The sequence below is a fragment of the Adlercreutzia sp. CNCM I-6216 genome (assembly GCF_977113345.1).
The window spans coordinates 338,468-358,156 of the sequence record NZ_CDSBIE010000001.1 but is presented as its reverse complement, the minus strand read 5'-3'; the positions used below and the strand labels follow the sequence as shown (position 1 = coordinate 358,156).

13 protein-coding genes are annotated in these 19,689 nt (G+C 65.7%); all 13 read left to right on the top strand.

Annotation, left to right across the window (positions count from 1 at the left end):
- Window positions 1-84: 84 nt before the first annotated feature.
- The 13 genes from obgE to ACYVRU_RS01370 all read left to right on the top strand — a co-directional run bounded on the left by obgE (window position 85) and on the right by ACYVRU_RS01370 (window position 19,688).
- Window positions 85-1,482: a GTPase ObgE gene (gene obgE, locus ACYVRU_RS01430; protein WP_117284948.1), complete on the top strand. Its 1,398-nt coding sequence runs from the start codon at window positions 85-87 to the stop codon at window positions 1,480-1,482.
- On the top strand, window positions 1,482-2,615 hold the full coding sequence (gene proB, locus ACYVRU_RS01425; protein WP_114548744.1) for a glutamate 5-kinase: 1,134 nt from the start codon (window positions 1,482-1,484) through the stop codon (window positions 2,613-2,615). The genes obgE and proB overlap by 1 nt, the downstream gene beginning before the upstream one ends.
- 9 nt (window positions 2,616-2,624) lie before the next feature.
- A complete protein-coding gene (locus ACYVRU_RS01420; protein WP_461185648.1) occupies window positions 2,625-3,914 on the top strand; it encodes a glutamate-5-semialdehyde dehydrogenase in 1,290 nt (429 codons plus the stop codon).
- A gap of 5 nt (window positions 3,915-3,919) precedes the next feature.
- Window positions 3,920-4,588 (top strand): nicotinate-nucleotide adenylyltransferase, encoded by a 669-nt coding sequence (gene nadD, locus ACYVRU_RS01415; RefSeq protein WP_461185647.1) that lies wholly within the window; start codon window positions 3,920-3,922, stop codon window positions 4,586-4,588.
- On the top strand, window positions 4,572-5,210 hold the full coding sequence (gene yqeK / locus ACYVRU_RS01410) for a bis(5'-nucleosyl)-tetraphosphatase (symmetrical) YqeK (protein WP_461185646.1): 639 nt from the start codon (window positions 4,572-4,574) through the stop codon (window positions 5,208-5,210). The genes nadD and yqeK overlap by 17 nt, the downstream gene beginning before the upstream one ends.
- Before the next feature lie 280 nt (window positions 5,211-5,490).
- Complete coding sequence (rsfS, locus tag ACYVRU_RS01405; protein ID WP_461185645.1) at window positions 5,491-5,946, top strand: ribosome silencing factor; 456 nt, start codon at window positions 5,491-5,493, stop codon at window positions 5,944-5,946.
- Between the two features lie 603 nt (window positions 5,947-6,549).
- Window positions 6,550-9,159: a BTAD domain-containing putative transcriptional regulator gene (locus tag ACYVRU_RS01400; protein ID WP_461185644.1), complete on the top strand. Its 2,610-nt coding sequence runs from the start codon at window positions 6,550-6,552 to the stop codon at window positions 9,157-9,159.
- A gap of 178 nt (window positions 9,160-9,337) precedes the next feature.
- A complete protein-coding gene (locus ACYVRU_RS01395) occupies window positions 9,338-10,828 on the top strand; it encodes a cytochrome ubiquinol oxidase subunit I (RefSeq protein WP_223900291.1) in 1,491 nt (496 codons plus the stop codon).
- 5 nt (window positions 10,829-10,833) lie between these two features.
- Window positions 10,834-11,865 (top strand): cytochrome d ubiquinol oxidase subunit II, encoded by a 1,032-nt coding sequence (gene cydB / locus ACYVRU_RS01390; protein WP_041715197.1) that lies wholly within the window; start codon window positions 10,834-10,836, stop codon window positions 11,863-11,865.
- An 882-nt stretch (window positions 11,866-12,747) separates the two neighbouring features.
- Window positions 12,748-13,860 carry a hypothetical protein gene (locus ACYVRU_RS01385; RefSeq protein ID WP_412668810.1) on the top strand — a complete coding sequence of 371 codons (1,113 nt, stop codon included), beginning with the start codon at window positions 12,748-12,750 and terminating at the stop codon, window positions 13,858-13,860.
- Window positions 13,861-14,701: 841 nt separating this feature from the next.
- Complete coding sequence (gene secA / locus ACYVRU_RS01380; protein ID WP_461185643.1) at window positions 14,702-17,533, top strand: preprotein translocase subunit SecA; 2,832 nt, start codon at window positions 14,702-14,704, stop codon at window positions 17,531-17,533.
- 197 nt (window positions 17,534-17,730) lie between these two features.
- The gene (gene prfB, locus ACYVRU_RS01375) at window positions 17,731-18,831 is read left to right on the top strand and encodes a peptide chain release factor 2 (RefSeq protein WP_461185642.1); all 1,101 of its coding nucleotides are present in this window, start codon (window positions 17,731-17,733) and stop codon (window positions 18,829-18,831) included.
- Window positions 18,832-18,854: 23 nt separating this feature from the next.
- On the top strand, window positions 18,855-19,688 hold the full coding sequence (locus tag ACYVRU_RS01370; RefSeq protein WP_461185641.1) for a transketolase: 834 nt from the start codon (window positions 18,855-18,857) through the stop codon (window positions 19,686-19,688).
- Window position 19,689 lies beyond the last annotated feature (1 nt).

Genomic DNA, 19,689 nt, shown 5'->3' with positions numbered 1-19,689 from the left:
ATCACGCACTCCCGGCACCACCTCGCGAGGTTCTTCGTCAGAGTGTGCGATAATCTGCACACTGACCAATAAGGAAAGGCTCCTATGTTCATCGATAAGGTTCGCATCAATGTGAAGGGCGGCAACGGCGGCGCCGGGTGTATGTCGTTCCGACGCGAGGCCCACGTGCCCAAGGGCGGCCCCGACGGCGGCGACGGCGGTCACGGCGGCAACGTCATCGTTGTGGCCGACGCCTCGGTCTCCTCGCTCATCGAGTACCGCTTCAAGCACCACTTCAAGGCCGAGCGCGGCACCCATGGCCGCGGCAGCCGCATGCACGGCGCTACCGGCGAGGATCTCGTGCTGAAGGTGCCCGTGGGCACCGTCGTGCGCGAGTATTTCGAGGAAGAGGGGGAAGTGGGCGAGATGATCGCTGATCTGACCCACGACGGCGAGTCGGTCACCGTGGCGCGCGGCGGCATGGGCGGCCGCGGCAACATCCACTTCGTCACCTCCACGCGTCGCGCCCCGGCCTTCGCCGAGCTGGGCGAGCCGGCCGAGGAGCGCTGGATCGAGCTGGAAATGAAGCTCATGGCCGATGCGGCCTTGGTGGGCATGCCGTCGGCGGGCAAAAGCTCGCTCATCGCGAAGATGAGCGCCGCGCGGCCGAAGATCGCCGACTACCCGTTCACCACGCTCGTTCCCAACCTCGGCGTGGCCACCTCCGGCGACCTCTCCTTCGTCGTGGCCGATATCCCGGGGCTCATCGAAGGGGCCTCCGAGGGCCGCGGGCTGGGACACGAGTTCCTGCGCCACATCGAGCGCACGGCCCTCATCGTGCAGGTCGTCGATTTGACCGGCGACTGGGAGGGCCGCGATCCTTTGGAGGACTACGAGATCATCAAGAACGAGTTGGCCCTGTACGCCGACGAGCTGGCGGCGCGGCCCCGCATCGTCGTGGCCAACAAGATCGACGTGCCCGGCACCGAGGAGGCCTGCGAGGCGCTGGCCGCCCGGGTGCGCGAGGACTCCATTGCCGCGGCCGGGGGCAACGAGTTCGTGGAAAGCCCCATCGATCCGAAGCTCTACCGCATAAGCGCGCTGACGGGCGCCGGCGTGGACTCGCTGAAGGCCGCCATCGCCACCAAGGTGCACGCCCTGCGCGAGGCGGCCCGCGAGCAGGCGGCATCCGACATGCAGTACGACCACGTGTGGGAGCTGCGCCGCGAGGCCCGCGAGAAGCGCTTCGACATCATCTCCGAGGGCCCCGGCGCCTGGCGCGTTTCCGGCGTGCAGGTGGAGCGCATGGTGGTGCAGACCGACTGGGAGAACGAGGAGGCCGTGGCCTTCTTCCAGCACCGCTTCAAGCGCATGGGGGTCGATACGGCCCTCGAGAAGGCCGGCGCCCGCGACGGGGACGAGGTGCGCATCCTCGGCTTCTCGTTCGCTTTCGAATCTCCCACGGCCGGTGCCGTGGACGTCTACCAGGAGCTGGATATCTGATGAGCGACGCGACGCACAGGCGCAAGCGCCTGGTGGTGAAGATCGGCTCGGCCACCCTCACCACCTCCGAGAGTTCTATCGACTACGGGTTTCTGAACGATCTGGCCGATCAGGTGGCGCGGGTTCGCGCGGCCGGATGGGACGTGGTCATCGTCACGTCGGCGGCCATTGCCTGCGGCCTGGAGGCACTGGGCATCGCCAAGCGCCCGACGGACATGCCGAGCCTGCAGGCGGCGGCCTCCGTGGGGCAGAGCGCCCTTTCCACGGCCTATGCCGAGGCCTTCGGGGCGCAGGACATGCTGACGAGCGTGGTGCTGCTCACCCGGCGCGACACGGCGGACCGCTCGGCCTACCTGCACGCGCGGGATACGCTTGACCGGCTTCTGGAGCTGTCCGTGGTGCCCATCGTGAACGAGAACGACACGGTGTCCGTCGAGCAGATCCGCTTCGGCGACAACGATACCTTGGCGGCGCTCGTGGCCTGCCTCATCGACGCCGACCTCATGGTGATCCTCTCGGATATCGACGGGCTGTACACGGCGAACCCGCAGATCGATCCGGCGGCCACGCTCATTCCCGTCGTGGATCGCGTCGGCCGCGACATCTTGGCTGCGGCCGGCGGCGCGGTGTCCGGCGTGGGAAGCGGCGGCATGATCACGAAGATCAAGGCGGCCCGGGTGCTCATGGCCGCAGGCATCCCCATGGTCATCTGCCAGGGGAGGCGCGCGGATTGCATCGCTCAGGCCGCTGCCGGAGAGGCAGTCGGCACGCTGTTCACGGCGCCGGATCGCCCCCACGAGATCACGGCCAAGAAGCTGTGGATCGCGCTCGGGGACTCCGTGCACGGCACCGTCGTCGTGGACGAGGGGGCCCGCGATGCTCTGGTGATGCGCGGCAAGTCGCTCCTTTCCGTGGGCATTCGCGCCGTGGAGGGCGACTTCGGGTTGGATGACATCGTGGACGTGGCCGACGAGACGGGGCACGTGTTCGCGCGGGGCCGTGCCGCGGCGGCGAGCGACCTTCTGAAGCTGGCCTGCGGGCGCAGCCGCGAGGAGGTGGCGAGCAACGCCATCCTGGCCGTGCTGGCCGACCGCCCCGTCATCCATCGCGACGAACTGGTTCTATTCGAATAGGAGAGGCCCATGACTTTGGAAGAGGAAGTGCGCGAGCTGGCGAAATTCGCAAAAGCGGCGAGCGTGAAGTTGGCTCAGGCGACGACCGAGGAGCGCAACGGGGCGCTGCTCGCCATGGCGGCGGCCCTGCGGGCGCAGGCGCCGGCCATCGTGGAGGCCAACGGCGAGGACATGGAGGCGGCCCGGGCGGCCGGCACCACCGAGGCGCTGCTGGACCGGCTCATGCTGGACGAGCCTCGCGTCTTTGCTATGGCCGACGCTTTGGAGGAGGTGGCGGCGCTGCCCGATCCGCTCGGCGTCGTGTCGCTGGAATCGACCCTCTACAACGGCATCGAGCTTCGGCGCGTGTCGGTGCCCCTCGGGGTGGTGGCCATGGTCTACGAGGCCCGGCCCAACGTGACCGCCGACGCCGCCGGGGTCTGCGTGAAGTCCGGCAACGCATGCATCCTGCGGGGCGGCAGCCTTGCGGCCCGCTCCAACGAGGTCATCGCCGACGTGCTGGCCGCGGCTGCCGTGGAAGCGGGGCTGCCGGAGGGCTCCATCTGCGCGGTGACCACCACCGATCGGGCGGCCACCGATGTGCTCATGGGGCTGCACGGCCTGGTGGACGTGCTCATCCCCCGGGGTGGCGCGGGCCTTATCCGCCATTGCGTGGAGCATGCCAGAGTACCGGTCATCGAGACGGGCACGGGCAACTGCCACGTGTACGTGCACGCCTCCGCCGACCCCGCGATGGCCCGCGCCATCATCAGGAACGCGAAGTGCCGCCGCTTTGGTGTGTGCAACGCTGCCGAGACGCTCTTGGTGGACGCGGCGGTGGCCGATGCGGTGCTGCCGTCCATTCTCGCGGACATGAAGAAGGCCGGTGTGCTCGTCCACGGCGATGCGCGCGTGCTCGCCATCGCCGAGGCGGCCGGGCTTTCCGTGGCCGGCGATGCGCCCGATGCCGTGCTCGCCGGCGAGGCCGACTGGGAGACCGAGTATCTGGGGCCCGAGCTGGCGGTGAAATGCGTGGAAGGGTTGCAAGAGGCCATCGACCACGTGAACCGCTACGGCACGAAGCACTCCGAGGCCATCGTCGCCTCCGACGAGGCGGCCCAAGACGCCTTCCTCGCCCAGGTGGACGCGGCGGCGGTGTACGCCAACGCCTCCACGGCCTTCACCGACGGCGGCCAGTTCGGCCTCGGCGCCGAGATCGGCATCTCCACCCAGAAGATCCATGCGCGGGGGCCCTTTGCCGCCGACGCGCTCACCTCTTACAAGTATGTGCTGCGCGGCGCGGGCCAGGTGAGGGCCTAAGGGCGATGGACGGTGCCGTGGACGCGCTGGCGCAGCGGGCGCGGGCGGGCACGCTCGCGCGGCTGGGTATCATGGGGGGCACCTTCGACCCTCCTCACCTGGGGCATCTCGCCTGTGCCGAGGAGGCCCTCGAGGCTTTTGGCCTCGATGCGGTGCTGTTCGTGCCCACGGGCCGTCCCGCCTTCAAGCAGGATCGTCCCGTGACCCCCGGCAAGGTGCGGCTGGCCATGGTGGCCGCCGCCGTGGCCGGCAACCCCGCCTTCGCCGTGAGCGCCCTGGAGGTGGAGCGCCCCGGCATCACCTACGCTGTGGACACGTTGCGCGAGCTGCGCGAGGAGCTGCCGGGGGTGGAGCTCGTCTTCATCGTCGGCGCCGACGCGGCCCTCACGCTGCCGCGGTGGTACGAGAGCGCCGAACTGGGCCGCCTCGCGATGTTCGCGGCCGCCACGCGCCCCGGCTTCGAGCTGGGGGAGGAGGCTCTGCGCGTCCTGCGAGAGCGTAGGTTCGATGTCCGGCCCTTCGTCGTGCCGGGTATCGACATTTCCTCCAGCGAGCTGCGCCAGCGCGTGGCCGAGGGACGAACCATCCGCTACCTCGTGCCCGAGGCGGTTCGCGAGATCATCGAGGAAGAGCAGCTGTACCGAAAGGAAGCCGACCATGGCCGATTGGCGTAGCGAGGAATTCTACAAGGAGCGCCGAGACGAGCTGGAGAAGCGGGTGGGCCCGCGTCGTTTCGAGCACAGCCTCGGCGTGTCGGAGACGGCCGAGGCGTTGGCTCGCGTCTACGGGGCCGATAAGACCGCGGCCCGGGTGGCCGGCCTTCTGCACGACTGGGACAAGGGCTACGATGACCCCGGCATCCTCGCACGGGCCGACGAGCTGGGGATGGAACTGGACGCCGAGCTTTCCGCCATGCCCCGAGTCCTGCACGGCCTCACGGCCGCCGTGGCCCTGGGCCGCGCCTTCCCGGAGCTGCCGCCTAAGGTACTCGCCGCCGTCGAGCGCCACACCTTGGGCGCGGTGGACATGAGCGATTTGGACATGATCGTCTATATCGCCGATGCCCTGGAGCCGGGGCGCAAGGGAAAGATGGTGCAGAAGCTGCGCGAGAAGGTCGGGGAGCTTGAGCTGCGCGATCTGTTCCTGGAGGTGTACGCCTACTGGGTCCAGCTCATCATGGAGCGGCGCCACCCTATGTACTCCAAGACCACCGAGATATGGAACTCATACATGCCCGAGCAGGAGGTCTACCGCGCCGAGGCCAACCCCGACCCGGTACCTTACGGGAGACCTTAGCCCAGCGAAGGCAACGTAGGGGAGAGCTCCGGAAGGGGCGCGCGGAGACCTCTGAGCGCTCCCGGAGAACACAGTTATTAAAGAAATAGCTTCCACTTCAGCAGCAGCAATGTTGGGATGGTACCGACTTATGTGCGTCATCTTCGCTATTTCCCTTAACTGTGTTCGCAGGGAGAGAAAAGCGAACCGGGCTCCGCGCGCCCCTTCCGGAGCTCTCCCCGGAGAGACTTGTGCTAAGGTATGCAAGCAAAATCTGATGTTCCCGAAAGTGAGGATAGCTATGACCGATGCTGTAGAGCAGCAGGCCGCCTTCTCGCGGAAGTGCGCGCTCATCGCCGCCAAGGCTGCCGATGAGAAGAAGGCCACCGATATCATGGTGCAGGAAGTGCGCGACCTTATCGGCGTGACCGACTACTTCGTCATCGCCACGGCCGCCAACTCCCGCCAGGTGGACGCCATCATCGACGAGATCGAGGACAAGCTGTGCGAGGAGGCGTCCATCAAGCCCACCCACCGCGAGATGTCCGCCGACGGAAGCTGGTCGCTTCTGGATTACGGCAACATCGTCGTGCATGTGTTCATGCCCGAGACCCGCGAGTACTACCGCCTCGAGGCGCTGTGGAACGACGCGCCGGTGATCGACCTGGCCGCCGAGGCGGGGCTTGAGAACCTGCAGTACTCCGATCGCATCGCCAAGCTGCTCGGCCGCGAAGCGGCCCAGGGCGAGGAGGCTTAAAGCTCCGAGGGCGTCCGACGGGCGATTGGGCCGGCGCGGCAGCGCGAAGAAAGGCAAGGGGCGCGAGGTGCGCGTCCCAAGAAGAGGGACCCTTCCGCAACGCGGAGGGGTCTTTTCTTATGCCCGCGTCGACCGCTTCGGTTTCGCGGAAGTGCTCTCGCCTGACGCCCGCGCCGACCCCCACGGTTTCGCGGGAACGCTCTCGCGCGAACCGTGGAGAAACCGTGGCGGCGTCCCGATTTCTTGTCGGCGCCGTCCCTCCTGGGGCGGCAATGGGCGCTGGCGGCTTTCTGCCGGTGGCGCGAGAGGAAGGCGAGGGCCCGTCGCGCGGGTGCCGTTCGACTGCTTGTCGCTTGCACGGAGCGCGAATGGCGCTGGAGCTTTTCCGCAGATGACTGGAGGCGCCTGCCACGGGCCTTCCTCGCGCGTTCCTTGTGCTTGCGGGTGCCTTTTGCGAGGCTGCCTGCATTTTGCGGGCGGTTTGTCTGGGCGGCAATGGAAGGGGATCGGCGGTCTTATGTTCCTTGCTGGTTGCCCGGACAGTCGGGGCCTCGTAAGGTGCGACCTGTTGTTAGCGAGGGCCGAAAGAAGAAGGAGATGCCCATGACCCGTTTCATCCAGCAGAGCGCTTGCGAGGGGAGGCGCCCCCACGGAGTGGTTCCCGACCGTCTGAGGAGCCGACCGCGCCTTCTGTCGCGGCTCCTCGAGGATCGCGGCGCCCTGCGCCTTGTCGTCGCGCCGCCGGGGTTCGGCAAGGCGACGCTCGCATTTGAGTACGCATCCGTGATGTTCCAGTTCGAACACGTATTCTGGCTGCGCGGCTCGTCGCCCTGCTTCCTGCGGGATTTGGATGCGGGGGTGCTGGCCGAGGCGGTGCTTGAAGCCGACGAGCACGCCGCGCTGATGGTGGTGGCCGATCTTCCGCTCCTTACCGATGATCGCGCCGAGGCCTTTGCGGAGGTCGTGGAGCGCTTGGCGGATGCAAGCTGCGAGGTGATTGCCACGACAACGCGGGCCGATGCGCCGATGGAGCTGTTCGGCAGACGCGTCGTCATCGAGGCCGCGGAGATGCTGGTAGCGCGGGAGGATTTGGAGGAGGAGCCCGAAGGGGTGACGGATCGGCGCCCCTTGGGGTTGGCCGAGCGCATTGCCGCCCTGCGATGGGGGTCTGCGACGCCGATCCAGCTGGTGCTCGGCGCGAGTCGGGCGGGATGCACTCCGGAAGAGGAGCTTGCCCTGTGGGCCATGACGGTGCTCGGAAGGGGCACGATAGACGACGTGCGAGCGCTACTCGGGGCTCGCCGAGCCGAGAAGGCCTGGGATGCTCTCGCCGCGCGCTGCCCTCTTGTGGGCATTTCCGCAGGCGAAGAGAGCTTCGCCGCACTTTCCGTATCCCTTGGGGAGGTGAGGGATCACGGGCGGGCGCGTCTTCAGGCGCTCGCCGAGACCTGCGGGTTCGCCGGCAGGGAGGAGGCGATAGAGGTTTTGGCGGAGCGCTTGATGGAGCGCGGGGAATGCGGGCGCGCCGTGAGCGCGATGACGCTGCTGGCGCGCCGGCGGGCCCACGGCCGGTGGCTGGCGGCGAACGGCTGGGCGGCCCTGTGGGGCGGCGCGGCCGTCGAGGTGTGCGAGCTCTACGAATCGGCGACCCGCACCCAAATGGCAGCCCGGGCGGATATCAACGCCATGATCGCCTGGGCCTGGGCGCAGCGGGGCGATCGCGCGCGGGCCGTTCAGTTCGCCCAGCGCAGCCTTGCCTCGGAGAGGAGCACGCCGCGAACGGTTCTCTCTGCGGCGTTGGCGGCCTGGGAGGTGGGCAACGCGGCCACGCGCCGGGCCATGGAGGAGACGGTCGCCTCCTGCCTGGCTGAACTGGATGGCGCCGGGGGAGTCGAGCGGGAGGACGGTCTGGCCGAGCTGGTCGTGGTGGCGCATGGAGTGCTGGCGCTGGGCCGTGGCGGCGACGTCCTGGCGGTCTGGGCGTCCCAGGTCGGCGAAGCGCTGGACTGGGGAGGCGGCTCGCGCATCGACGTGGAGCGCAGGCTGCTCGGCGCCGCGGCGGCGCTGGAGGGCCTGGAGGCGACCGGAGCGCTGGGCGCCGGCGCCGATACGGCCATTGCCGGCCGACCCGAGCTGGTGCGGCTCGTTGCTTGCAGCCATCGCGCCCTGGACGCACTCGTGGAGCGCGGCTGGAGCCTCGGCTTCGGAGCCTACCGGGCGGCCGCCGCACTGGAGCGGGCAGGGGAGGTGCTCGAAGGCCTCGGCCTGCCGCGGCTTTCTGCCCCTGTGGCCGCCGCATTATTTGCGGCTCACGTCGAGAAGGGGGCAGCCCGCTCGCGCCGCGAGAAGTCTTCTGGAGCCCCTGTCGTCGAGGATCCCGAGCGCGGGCGCAGTTTGCCGGTGCCCAGCGCGCCCCGGACGGCGATGGCCGTCGCGCCCGAGGTGTCCGTGGAGCCGCTGCGCCTGAAGTTGTTCGGCACAATGGAAGTCGCTTTGGGGCGCCGCGACATCACCTATCAGTTCGAGGGCCGCCCGAAGACCCGTCTTCTGCTAGCGCTGCTCGCCCTGCACCGCGGGCGCGAGCTGGGACGCGACCAGATCGTCTCCATGTTGTGGCCGGCCGCCGACAAGCGCACGGGGGCGAAGAGCTTCTACCGCGTGTGGGGAGATCTGCGATCCCTCCTTTCCCAGCAGGGGTCGTGCCCCTACCTCATCCGCAGCCGCTATGGCTGCCGGCTCGATCCCGATTTGTTCGAGAGCGACTTAGACGAGTTCGAGGAGCTGATTCGCTGCCTTCTGTTCGGCCCTGCCGACGATATGGCCTGGGAGAGGGCCATAGCGACGATCCAGGGCTCCTTCGGCAGCGTGCTTCTGCCCACCGAGCGCAAGTGCGAGGCCATCGTCGTCTTCCGCGATCGCCTCGACGCGGAGTTCGTGGACGGCCTGGTGGCAGCTTCGCGGCGTCTTCTTGTCCGGGGGGAGCTCCAGGGGGCGCTGTGGCTCGCTCGGGAGGCCTTTCAGCGCGATGCGGGGCGCGAGGACGCGGCAGCGGCCCTCATGCGCGCGCAGATGGCCACCGATCAGCGCTCGGCCGCCGTGCAGACGTTCTTCGCCTGCCGCGACCGCCTGTCGCGAACGCTGGGACTCGATCCCTCGCCGGCGTTGGCCGCGCTCTACCGGCAGCTGTTGGAAGGCGAGTTGTCTTTCGCCTAGGGGTGAGGCGGGCGAGGCGGCGAAACGGGCAGGAAGTGACACCAGGTTGACACGCTGCCTTCCGCAAAGAAGGAGTACCATGGAACCTGACCGTTCCGCTTAGGGATGGGAACGTATTCGATTGCGCCCAGGGGCGGCCGCATCTCGGCCGCGGGCGCGCAGAGAAAGGGGGTGTGCAATGGAGGCTTTCGCTGATGTGGCGGTGCTCTCGCGCATTCAATTCGCGCTGACGGTGGCGTACCACTTCCTGTTCGTGCCGCTGTCCATCGGACTCGGGCTCATTCTGGCCATCAACGAGACCCGCTATTACCGCTCGCGCAAACCTGAGGACGCTGCGGCGACGAAATTCTGGGTGAAGGTGTTCACCGCGACTTTCGCCATCGGAGTGGCCACGGGCATCACCATGGAGTTCTCCTTCGGCACCAACTGGGCGAACTACTCGCGGTTCGTGGGCGACATCTTCGGAGCTCCCTTGGCCGCTGAGGCGCTGTTCGCCTTTTTCCTGGAGTCGGTTTTTCTGGGCGTGCTCCTGTTCGGGCGCGAGCGGGTGAGCCCGAAGTTCTACATGGTGTCCTCGTGGCTCGTGTGGGCCGGGTCGTGCCTATCGGCGCTGTGGATCCTCATCGCGAACTCCTGGATGCAGACGCCGGCCGGCGCGGAGCTTAACGCCGACGGCACCGAGGCCGTCATCACCGACTTCTTCTCGGCGGCCTTCAACCCGTCCATCTTCGCCCGCTACACCCATACCGTGGACGCACTGCTCATCATGGGCGCGTTCGTGGCCATGGCCGTGGCCGGCTGGTATATGCTCAAGGGCCGCAACGCCGAGTTCGCCATGAAGACCATGCGCATCGCCGCCGTGGTGGGCATCGTGACCTCCTGCGCCATGATCGTGTTCGCCCACTCTTCGGCCGTGGTGGTGTGGAACGAGCAGCCCACCAAGCTCGCCATGATGGAGGGCATGTACGATTCCGAGGTGCCCCCGCTGTACGCCGTGGGCATTGTGGATGAGGACAACCAGGAGGTCATCGCTCCCTTCGCCATTCCCGGCGGTACGAGCTTTCTGGCCACGGGCAACTTCGAGACGGAGTATCCGGGCTTAAACGAGCTCGCCCAGACCGAGGAGTACGGCGACATGGTGGTGGAGGACATGCCCGTGGGGCTCGTGTTCCAGAGCTACCACCTCATGGTGGCCATGTACGGGCTCATCATGCTGACGAGCATTCTCGTGCTCGTGTTCACCTTCAAGGGCGGCCGCATCGCGAAGATGCGCTGGCTGCAGTGGGCGGCGGTGCTTTCGCCCATCTGGCCGTTCATCGCCATTCAGACGGGTTGGATCACCGCCGAGGTGGGGCGCCAGCCCTGGGTGGTGTACCCGTCGGTCACCGGCCCCGACGGCGTGTCGCTGCTGACGGCCGACGGCATCTCCATGTCGGTGTCGGCGCCGGAGCTGTGGCTGACGCTGGGCCTGTTCGTGCTCGTGTATCTGGTGCTGCTCATCGGGTGGGCGCGGGTCATCGGCCGCTTCATCAAGGAAGGGCCGGTTGCCGAGGGCGCTGCTGCCGCCGATGCGGCCGCAGTCGTCGTGGTCGCTGCCGACGCCGAGGGCGATGTCGTCGTTGCGAAGGCCGTCGCCGCCGCGGGCGATAGCGGGAAGGAAGGTGAGTAGCCATGATGGAGTTCTTAAGCGTGCTGTGGTTCTTCCTCATCTTCGTGCTCATCGCGGGCTATTTCGTGCTTGACGGGTTCGACTTGGGCATCGGCGTGCTGTCGCCCTTCATCGCGAAAAACGACGAGGAGCGCGCGGTGCTGCGCCGGGCCATCGGTCCTGTGTGGGACGGCAACGAGGTGTGGCTGCTCACGGCGGGAGGTGCGCTGTTCGCCGCCTTCCCGGACGCCTATGCCACGACGTTCTCCGGGTTCTACCTGGCCGTCATGCTGGTGCTGTTCGGCCTTATCGTGCGCGCCGTGTCCTTCGAGTTCCGTGCTGGCGATCCGTCCTGGGGAAAGCTCTGGGACGCGTGCTTCTTTGTGGGCTCGCTGCTTCCGGCGCTGCTGCTCGGCGTGGCGGTGGGCAACATCTTCGCCGGCATCCCCATGGACGCCGCGGGCGATTACGCCGGCGTGCCTCTGATCGGCCTCATCACGCCTTTCACGCTGCTGACGGGGCTTTTGGGCCTGGCGATGTTTTTGGCCGCCGGTGCCTGCTGGGCCGCGCTGAAGGCGCCGCTGCCCTCTTGCCTTCAGGCCCGCGCCGCACGGCTGCGCCTGCCCCTGCAAGTGATCGCGCTTGTTCTGTTCGCCGTGGTGTCCGTGTACGCCCTCGTTCTTGTCGGGCCCGAGATGGATCCGAACTTGGGCATCCTGCGGTGGCTGTTCGCGGCGCTGGTGGTGGTGGGGCTGCTGGCCTCGCTCGTCGTGGGCAAGACGTCCGGGGACGACCTGAAGGCGTTTCTGGCTCAGTCCGCGTCCATGATCGCGCTCGTGGCGCTTCTGGCCTGTTCCATGTTCCCCGTGCTCGTGAACGCCACGGCCGATTCCGTGGGGCCGGCCATCACCTTGGCCAACGCCGCATCGTCGGAGCTGTCGCTCACCTGGATGACCATCATCCTGTGCATCGGGCTTCCGCTCGTTCTCGTGTACCACGTGGTCATCTACCGCACCTTCCGCGGCCGCGTGAACCCCGCCGATCTGGAGGAGTACTAGTCTCTTCCGCGGCATTTACCGGGGCGTTGCGGGGTGCTCGCTTGCATGGGCCGAAGTCTCCGCCATCATGTTTCGGGAGGGGTTGCCGCGATGCCCGGGCCTTGTGGGTCTCACATTGGTGGGCGGCGATGTCTCGTCGGGAGAGGGGCCGCCATGATGCTTGGGTCTCGCAGGATGCTTCGTCTTTGTTGACGTACTTTCGGGGAGGACCTGCTATGGCGGGCCCTCCCCGTTTTTCCGTGGTTCTGTCCGGGCTACTTCGCACTTGTCTGCAGCTTGCGTTTGGCCTTGCCTGGCCCCCTCTGCCTGCAGCTTGCGCCCGGGCTGCCCCGGTTTCTCCTGCCTGCAGCTTGCGCCCGGATCCTTCTGGCCTATCTGCCTGCAGCCCGCGCCCGGGCTGCCCCGGTCCCGCTGTTGACTATTTTGCCTCTGGCGGTCTTGCTCCTGCCAACTCCCGCCAAATTCTCGGACGGTAATTTCGAGTTGTTAGACTTTTGTTCGGCGCTATGCCGAGGTAGGTCGCCATGACGTTCGTCAATGTATCCGAATATGGTGAATAGCCCCAGGTCAGAGATGTGATGTGGAAAACGAGACACCGTAGGGGGGGTGGGGCTGCTGTCTGCGAAACTCTAACAACTCGAAAATCTTGCGCCATTTTAGTTCACTGATTGAAATGCTTTGAGCCCAGATGGCATGGGCTTCCGCTTGCCCTTGTGTGCTTTGATCCCGGACGGAGTGGGCCTCCGTTTGTCCTTGTCCTGAGTTTGCCTCTGTGACCAATTGCTCGACTACCGCATCTTTCGCAGACGAATTTCCCTCTGGTATATTTCGCTCGATTGTGATATAGCATACAGTAATACACTACTAAGTAAAGGAGGGGAAATGCGGTGCATCTGCTTAAGTCATGAGACTGCTTTGGAATTCTGGAGGTTGTGGTCCGCTCGCAATGGCATTGCCTTGCATCTTTTCCATTGCCGTAAGACGATGCAGACCGATGATCTGCCTTTTCGGATCTTTCCGTCATCGGCCGTTCTGGTGGATTCGTCCTCAGCAAAACGCACCGTTGTCGAAATCATTGATGGTGCGCTAGAGGATGGTGTGCCGGAAGAACTCGCTGAGCTGCTTGGCGCTTGTCGCGTTGTCTTGTCGGAGACGCATTCGTCGAAGCGCTCGGAAGAGTCTGGAATCGCTGATAGTTCGAGTGGTGCCGGAAAAGTTCTCCATGTGCTCGGACATCGCAAGCCCGGGGTGCGTACTGCGGACGGGTTGACGTATCACCACAGCTCGGCAACATATCCGAAAGGGTCTTTCCTGAAAATCACGCGGGGTGTGTACGTTTGTGTTCCGGAACTCGTTTTTGCCCAGATGGCATCGTTGCTTCCCTTTGGCGCGCTTCTGTCATTGGGTTATGAGCTATGCGGTTGCTATCCTGTCGAGGCCAGCGAGTATCTTGTGCGGCATCCGCTCTGCTCGCCGAATCGGCTGGTTGCCTTCTGCAGCCATTTGCGTGGCTTCAAAGGGTCGGCGGCAGCGAAGACGGCTGCGCGATACGTTCTGGCAAAGTCGGCTTCGCCAGCTGAGACGTCCTTGGCGATCATAGCGACTGCGCCACGTAATTACGGCGGATTCGGCATGAGGGGTGCGCGTCTTAATGAGCCGGTCAAGTTGAGGCGAGAGGCGGAGCGCATTGCCCATGACTCGTCGTTGGTATGCGATGTGCTATGGCCCGAGCGCGGTGTGGCACTTGAATACGATAGCTCGCAGTTCCATGGGAGCAGCTTGAGCCTTTCCCGTGATTCGCGTCGCAGGAGCGCGCTGGCTGCTCAGGGATTGGAGATAAGATCAATCACGGCGAGTCAGCTTGAGAATGTTTTCGAATTCCAAGAGACAATTCTGCATGCATTTCGCGCAGCTGGTTGTGATTTCAAGCGGCTCAACGGAAAGCAACTCGATCGCCATATGAGGCTTCGCAGCGAACTGCGCAAGTGCGTGTGAGGAGGTGGGGCGAAGCGGGCGGCCGAGGCGAAAGGCCGAGATGCGAGGCTGAACCAAATGCACTAACGCCATGACTTTGTTCATTTGTCATACCTGAGACAATGTCTGGTTTGGTTTGAGGCAAAAATTTTGAGTTGTTAGACGTTTGCGGAGCTCGCATAAATCTGAAATCTAAACGACTGTATATGCTAAAGTATTTAAAAAATATCTTAATACGTATATCAATCTCAAAACCACTACGGGGTAGAGTGATGTGAATTGGCTCTAAACTCTAACAACTAGAAAAAAAGAAGCATCTGGTTAGGAGAGATTGGCCGGTGGTCGATTTCCAGCGATTTCCGCGAAGACTGTAAGGCTGTATGAGAGTGGGCTTTCGAGGGAGATGTCGTCGGGAAAAGCAGTGGCAACGATTGAAGAAGTGACGCGAAGGGCCGGGGTGTGACGGTGCAGGAGTGCGAAGGGGCCGGGGTGCGATGGCGCTGGAGCGCGAAGGGACTGGAGTGCGAAGGGGCCGGGGTGCGATGGCGCTGGGGTGCGAAGGGACTGGAGTGCGACGGGGCTGCGCCGCGAAAGGGGCCGGGTGCGACGGTGCGGGATGGTGCGGGACGGCACTGGACGGCACAACCGGGCGCAACCGGGCGCAACCGGGCGCAGAAGGGGGTCTCGCCGCCTTGCAAACCCTGTGAAATTGGGCGCGCCACCTGCGCTCTGTGGTAGAGTGGAGCAGATTTGCACCGAGGCGGCCCGCGCGGTCGCCCAATGAAGGCGACGGGAGTTGTTAAAAGGGAGGCGATCGCCGACCCCATGACCGCTCGCCGACCACAGAAAGAAGACGCAACCTATGGGATTTCTCTCCAAACTGCTCACGATGGGCGAGGGCAAGCAACTGAAACGCTACCAGGCCAAAGTCGATAAGATCAACGCGCTGGAGCCGGAGTTCCAGGCGCTTTCCGATGAGGAGCTGGCCGCCAAGACGCAAGAGTTCCGCGAGCGCTGCGCTGCCGGCGAGAGCCTGGACGACCTGCTGCCCGAGGCCTTCGCCGCCGTGCGCGAGGCTTCCGTGCGCACCATCGGGCTTCGCCATTTCGACGTGCAGCTCATCGGCGGCATGGCCCTAAACGAGGGGCAGATCGCCGAGATGAAGACCGGCGAGGGCAAGACGCTCGTCTCCACTCTGGCCGGCTATTTGAACGCCATTCCCGGGCACAACGTGCATATCGTGACCGTCAACGACTACCTGGCCCGGCGCGACTGCGAGTGGATGGGCCAGATCTACCGCTTCCTCGGCATGAAGACTGGCCTTATCCAGAACGGCATGCCGCCGGCGGCGAAGAAGCCCGCCTACGAGGCCGACGTCACCTACGGCACCAACTCCGAGTTCGGCTTCGACTACCTGCGCGACAACATGGTCACGCGCGGCAGCTCGCGGGTGCAGCGCGGGCACCACTTCGCCATCGTCGACGAGGTGGACTCCATCCTGATCGACGAGGCCCGCACCCCGCTCATCATCTCCGGCGCCGGCACCCAGGCCGCCGACACTTACAAGAAGTTCGCCCGGGTCATGCCCGGCCTCAAAGAGGGCGTCGACTTCGACATGGACGAGGCCAAGCGCACCATCAACGCCACGGAGAGCGGCCTTGAGAAGATCGAGGTCATGCTCGGCATCGAGAACATCTACGCCGACCCGTCCGGCCAGCTGGCGAACCACCTGCAGCAGGCGCTGAAGGCCCAGTTCCTCTTCCACCGCGATGTCGACTACGTCGTCATGGACGGCGAGGTGAAGATCGTCGACGAGTTCACCGGCCGCATCATGGAGGGCCGCCGCTACTCCGAGGGTCTGCACCAGGCGCTCGAGGCCAAAGAGCACGTGCTCGTGCGCGAGGAGAACCAGACGCTGGCCACCATCACGCTGCAGAACTACTTCCGCCTCTACGACAAGCTCTCCGGCATGACCGGTACCGCCATGACCGAGGACGCGGAGTTCCGCCAGATCTACAAGCTGCCGGTCATGGCCATTCCCCCCAATAGGCCGGTCATCCGCGTCGACGAGAACGATCTGGTGTACCGCACCATTGACGGCAAGTTCAACGCCGTGGCCGACGACATCGCCGCGCGCCATGCGAAGGGCCAGCCGTGCCTGATCGGCACCGTGTCCATCGAGAACTCCGAGAAGCTCTCGCGGCTGCTCGACAAGCGCGGCATCAAGCACGAGACGCTGAACGCCAAGCACCACGAGCGCGAGGCCCATATCGTGGCCCAGGCCGGGCGCCTCGGCGCCGTCACCATCGCCACCAACATGGCCGGCCGCGGTACCGACATCCGTCTGGGCGGCGAGCCGGATATGCTCGCCGAGGACCTGTTGCGCGAGCGCGGGTTCGACGTGGACGCCCAAGAGGGCGACGAGGAGGCGCGCGGTCCCATCCCATCGGCCGCCGACCGCGCCGACGCCCTCACCCGCGCCCGCGAGATCTGCGACGCGGAGCAGGAGCAGGTGCTCGCCGCCGGGGGACTCTGCGTCATCGGCACCGAGCGCCACGAGTCCCGCCGCATCGACAACCAGCTGCGCGGCCGTTCCGGCCGTCAGGGCGACCCGGGCGTGACCCAGTTCTACCTCTCGCTGGAAGACGACCTCATGCGTCTGTTCGGCGGCTCGAAGATGGACTCCATCGCGCACATGATGGAGAAGACCAACCAAGAGGACGACATGCCCATCCAGGCCGGCATGGTGTCGAAGTCCATCGAGAGCGCCCAGCGCCAGGTGGAGTCCATGCACTTCGCCGCCCGTAAGAACGTGCTGGAATACGACGACGTCATGAACCTCCAGCGCAAGGCCATCTACGAGGAGCGCAACGCCATCCTGGACGGCAAGTCCATGACCGAGCGCATTCCCGGCATTATCCGCGACGCCGTGGACGCCATCGTGGGGGAGTGCTGTCCCGGGGATTCCGCCAGCGACGACTGGGATGTGCGCGCCATCGATTTGTGGGCCGCGAACATGACCGGCTGCAACGATTTCTCCGTGGCGAAGGTGGACCACGAGGACGAGGCGGAAAACGTCGCCGAGGCTTTGAACGACTTCCTCACCTGGATTTACGAGCAGAAGAGCGAGCAGTTGGGCCACGACCTCATGGAGAACCTCTCCGCCCAGGTGATGCTGCGCATCATCGACACGCGCTGGATGGCGCATCTGCAGGAGATGGACTACCTGAAGACGGGTATCGGCCTGCGGGCCTTCGGCCAGCGCGACCCGCTCGTGGAATACAAGAACGAGGCCTACAATGCCTTCCAGAACCTGACGAGCTCGATGTACGACGACTACCTGCGCACGCTGTTGCGCCTGGAGATTGCCGCGAAGCCCGCGGCGGAGGACGCTCCTGCCGGCGCCGGCCGTCCGGCACCGGCGGCCCTGGCGGAGCAGGAGGACCCGCTGGCCCGCAAGATGAGCTACTCGGCACCGGAGCAGGCCCTGGAGGAGTCGAGCATTCGCGGTCGCCACGCTGCCGCGGCCCGCGCCGCCTCCGGCGTTCCCGCCGCGCCCCCGCGCCCCGCGGCCGGCAAGCCCCAGACCTACGTCAAGGACAAGGAAGACCCCTACGCCAACGTGGGCCGCAACGACCCGTGCCCCTGCGGCTCCGGCAAGAAGTTCAAGAAGTGCCACGGCCAGAACCTTTGACGCACACTCAACTATGGTTGAGCGAAGCGGGATGCGGGGTGCCGCTCACCAAGCGAGTTCCGCAGATGGTATCGAAGGCGGTAAGCGAAGGGGAGCAGTAGCCTTGACGCCTTCGATACCAGCGAGGACTGTCTGAGCGACTGAGCGGTACCCCGCAGCCCGCCCCCGGTGAGTTTCAAGGAGATTTAGATCAAGGCATGGAACTGAGAGACATTCAGAAGGAGATCGAGAAGGCACAGGGACGGGTGTCCGACGCCTTCTCGTTCTTGCGCATCGAGGAGCGTCGCGACGAGCTGGCCGCGCTGGACGAGCAGACGGCCCGTCCGGACTTTTGGAACGACGCGGCGGCCGCCCAGGCGGTCTCGAAGAAGGCGGCGGGGCTCCGCGCCACCATCGAGGACTACGAGCGTGCCTGCGGGCTTCTCGATGATGCGTCGGCGGCGTGCGAGCTGGCCGGCGACGATGCGGCCTTCGCCGAAGAGGCCGAGCGCACCGCCGCCGAGCTGACGGCGCTGCTCGACCAGCTGGAGATCGAGTCCTGGTTCTCCGGCGAGTTCGACGAGGGCGATGCCATCCTCACCGTGAACCCCGGCCAGGGCGGCCTGGAGGCCCAGGACTGGACCCGTATGCTCTACCAGATGTACGTCCACTACGCCGAGGACAAGGGCTGGAAGGTGACGGTGCTCGATCTCGTGCCCGGCGAGGGCATCGGGTTGGACAAGGCCACCATCCAGATCGAGGGGCGCTACGCCTACGGCATGCTGCGCAGCGAGATCGGCATCCACCGCCTCGTGCGCATCAGCCCCACCGACGCCAAGAAGCGCCGCCAAACCACCTTCGCCTCGGTGGAGGTGCTGCCGGTCATCGCCGACGACATCGAGGTCGACTTGAACCCCGCCGACGTGCGGGTGGACGTGTACCGCTCCAGCGGTCCGGGCGGCCAGTGCGTAAACACCACCGACTCGGCCGTGCGCCTTACCCACGAGCCCACGGGTATCGTGGTGACCTGCCAGAACGAGAAGAGCCAGCTGCAGAACAAGGAAGCCGCCTTCCGCGTGCTGCGCGCCAAGCTCTACGAGCTGGAGGAGCGCAAGCGGGCCGAGGAGCTGGACGAGTTGCGCGGCGAGCGGCGGGACAACTCCTTCGGCAGCCAGATCCGCAACTACGTGCTCTTCCCGTACCAGCTCGTGAAGGACCTCCGAAGCGGCGTTGAGACGGGAAATGTGGACGCCGTCCTTTCCGGCGCCCTGGAACCTTTCGTCATCGGGTATCATACGTGGAGAGTAGCCAACTCCTAGAAGCGAACGGGAAAGGGAAGCTTATGGATACTGCCGCCTTGCAGGCGAAGGCCACCGACATTCGCAAGGATATTCTGACCATGATCACGGAAGCGGGCAGCGGGCACCCGGGCGGGTCGCTCTCCTGCACCGACATTCTTACGGCGCTGTACTTCGGCGGCGTCATGGACTACGACGCGAATGATCCCGCGAAGGTCGGCCGCGACCGGTTCATCCTGGCCAAGGGGCACGCGGCGCCGGCGCTCTATGCGACGCTGGCCCACGCCGGCTTCTTCCCGACCGACGAGCTGCGCACCCTGCGCAAGCTTGGCACGCGCCTGCAGGGGCATCCCGACTCCAACCTTCTGCCTGGCGTGGAGGTGTCCACCGGCTCGCTCGGCCAGGGGCTTTCCGTGGCCGCGGGCCTTGCGGCCGGCCTGCGTCTGACCGGCGAGGACGGCCTCGTCTTCACGGTGCTCGGCGATGGCGAGTGCGAGGAGGGCCAGGTGTGGGAGGCGGCCATGTTCGCCGCCCATCAGAAGCTTGGGCGCCTCGTGGCCATCATCGACAACAACGAGCTGCAGATCGACGGCTGCATCCACGACGTGTGCGATCCGGGGGATTTGGGCGAGAAGTTCGCCGCCTTCGGCTGGGATGTGCAGCGGGTATGTGGCCACGACATTCCCGCGCTCATCGAGCTTTTCGGCCGCATCAAGGCCGAGGCGGCCGATACGGCCCGTCCGGTGTGCGTGATCGCTCGCACGGTGAAGGGCAAGGGCGTCTCCTTCATGGAAAATCAGGCCGGCTGGCACGGCAAGGCGCCGAAGCCCGAGGAACTTGAGAAGGCTCTGGCGGAGCTGTCCGCCGACGCGGAATAGG

What these genes read in the sequence shown, in the direction of transcription:
- obgE (WP_117284948.1), top strand. Translation starts at nt 85, where the DNA reads ATGTTCATCGATAAGGTTCGCATCAATGTGAAGGGCGGCAACGGCGGC.
- proB (WP_114548744.1), top strand. Translation starts at nt 1,482, where the DNA reads ATGAGCGACGCGACGCACAGGCGCAAGCGCCTGGTGGTGAAGATCGGC.
- ACYVRU_RS01420 (WP_461185648.1), top strand. Translation starts at nt 2,625, where the DNA reads ATGACTTTGGAAGAGGAAGTGCGCGAGCTGGCGAAATTCGCAAAAGCG.
- nadD (WP_461185647.1), top strand. Translation starts at nt 3,920, where the DNA reads ATGGACGGTGCCGTGGACGCGCTGGCGCAGCGGGCGCGGGCGGGCACG.
- yqeK (WP_461185646.1), top strand. Translation starts at nt 4,572, where the DNA reads ATGGCCGATTGGCGTAGCGAGGAATTCTACAAGGAGCGCCGAGACGAG.
- rsfS (WP_461185645.1), top strand. Translation starts at nt 5,491, where the DNA reads ATGACCGATGCTGTAGAGCAGCAGGCCGCCTTCTCGCGGAAGTGCGCG.
- ACYVRU_RS01400 (WP_461185644.1), top strand. Translation starts at nt 6,550, where the DNA reads ATGACCCGTTTCATCCAGCAGAGCGCTTGCGAGGGGAGGCGCCCCCAC.
- ACYVRU_RS01395 (WP_223900291.1), top strand. Translation starts at nt 9,338, where the DNA reads ATGGAGGCTTTCGCTGATGTGGCGGTGCTCTCGCGCATTCAATTCGCG.
- cydB (WP_041715197.1), top strand. Translation starts at nt 10,834, where the DNA reads ATGGAGTTCTTAAGCGTGCTGTGGTTCTTCCTCATCTTCGTGCTCATC.
- ACYVRU_RS01385 (WP_412668810.1), top strand. Translation starts at nt 12,748, where the DNA reads ATGCGGTGCATCTGCTTAAGTCATGAGACTGCTTTGGAATTCTGGAGG.
- secA (WP_461185643.1), top strand. Translation starts at nt 14,702, where the DNA reads ATGGGATTTCTCTCCAAACTGCTCACGATGGGCGAGGGCAAGCAACTG.
- prfB (WP_461185642.1), top strand. Translation starts at nt 17,731, where the DNA reads ATGGAACTGAGAGACATTCAGAAGGAGATCGAGAAGGCACAGGGACGG.
- ACYVRU_RS01370 (WP_461185641.1), top strand. Translation starts at nt 18,855, where the DNA reads ATGGATACTGCCGCCTTGCAGGCGAAGGCCACCGACATTCGCAAGGAT.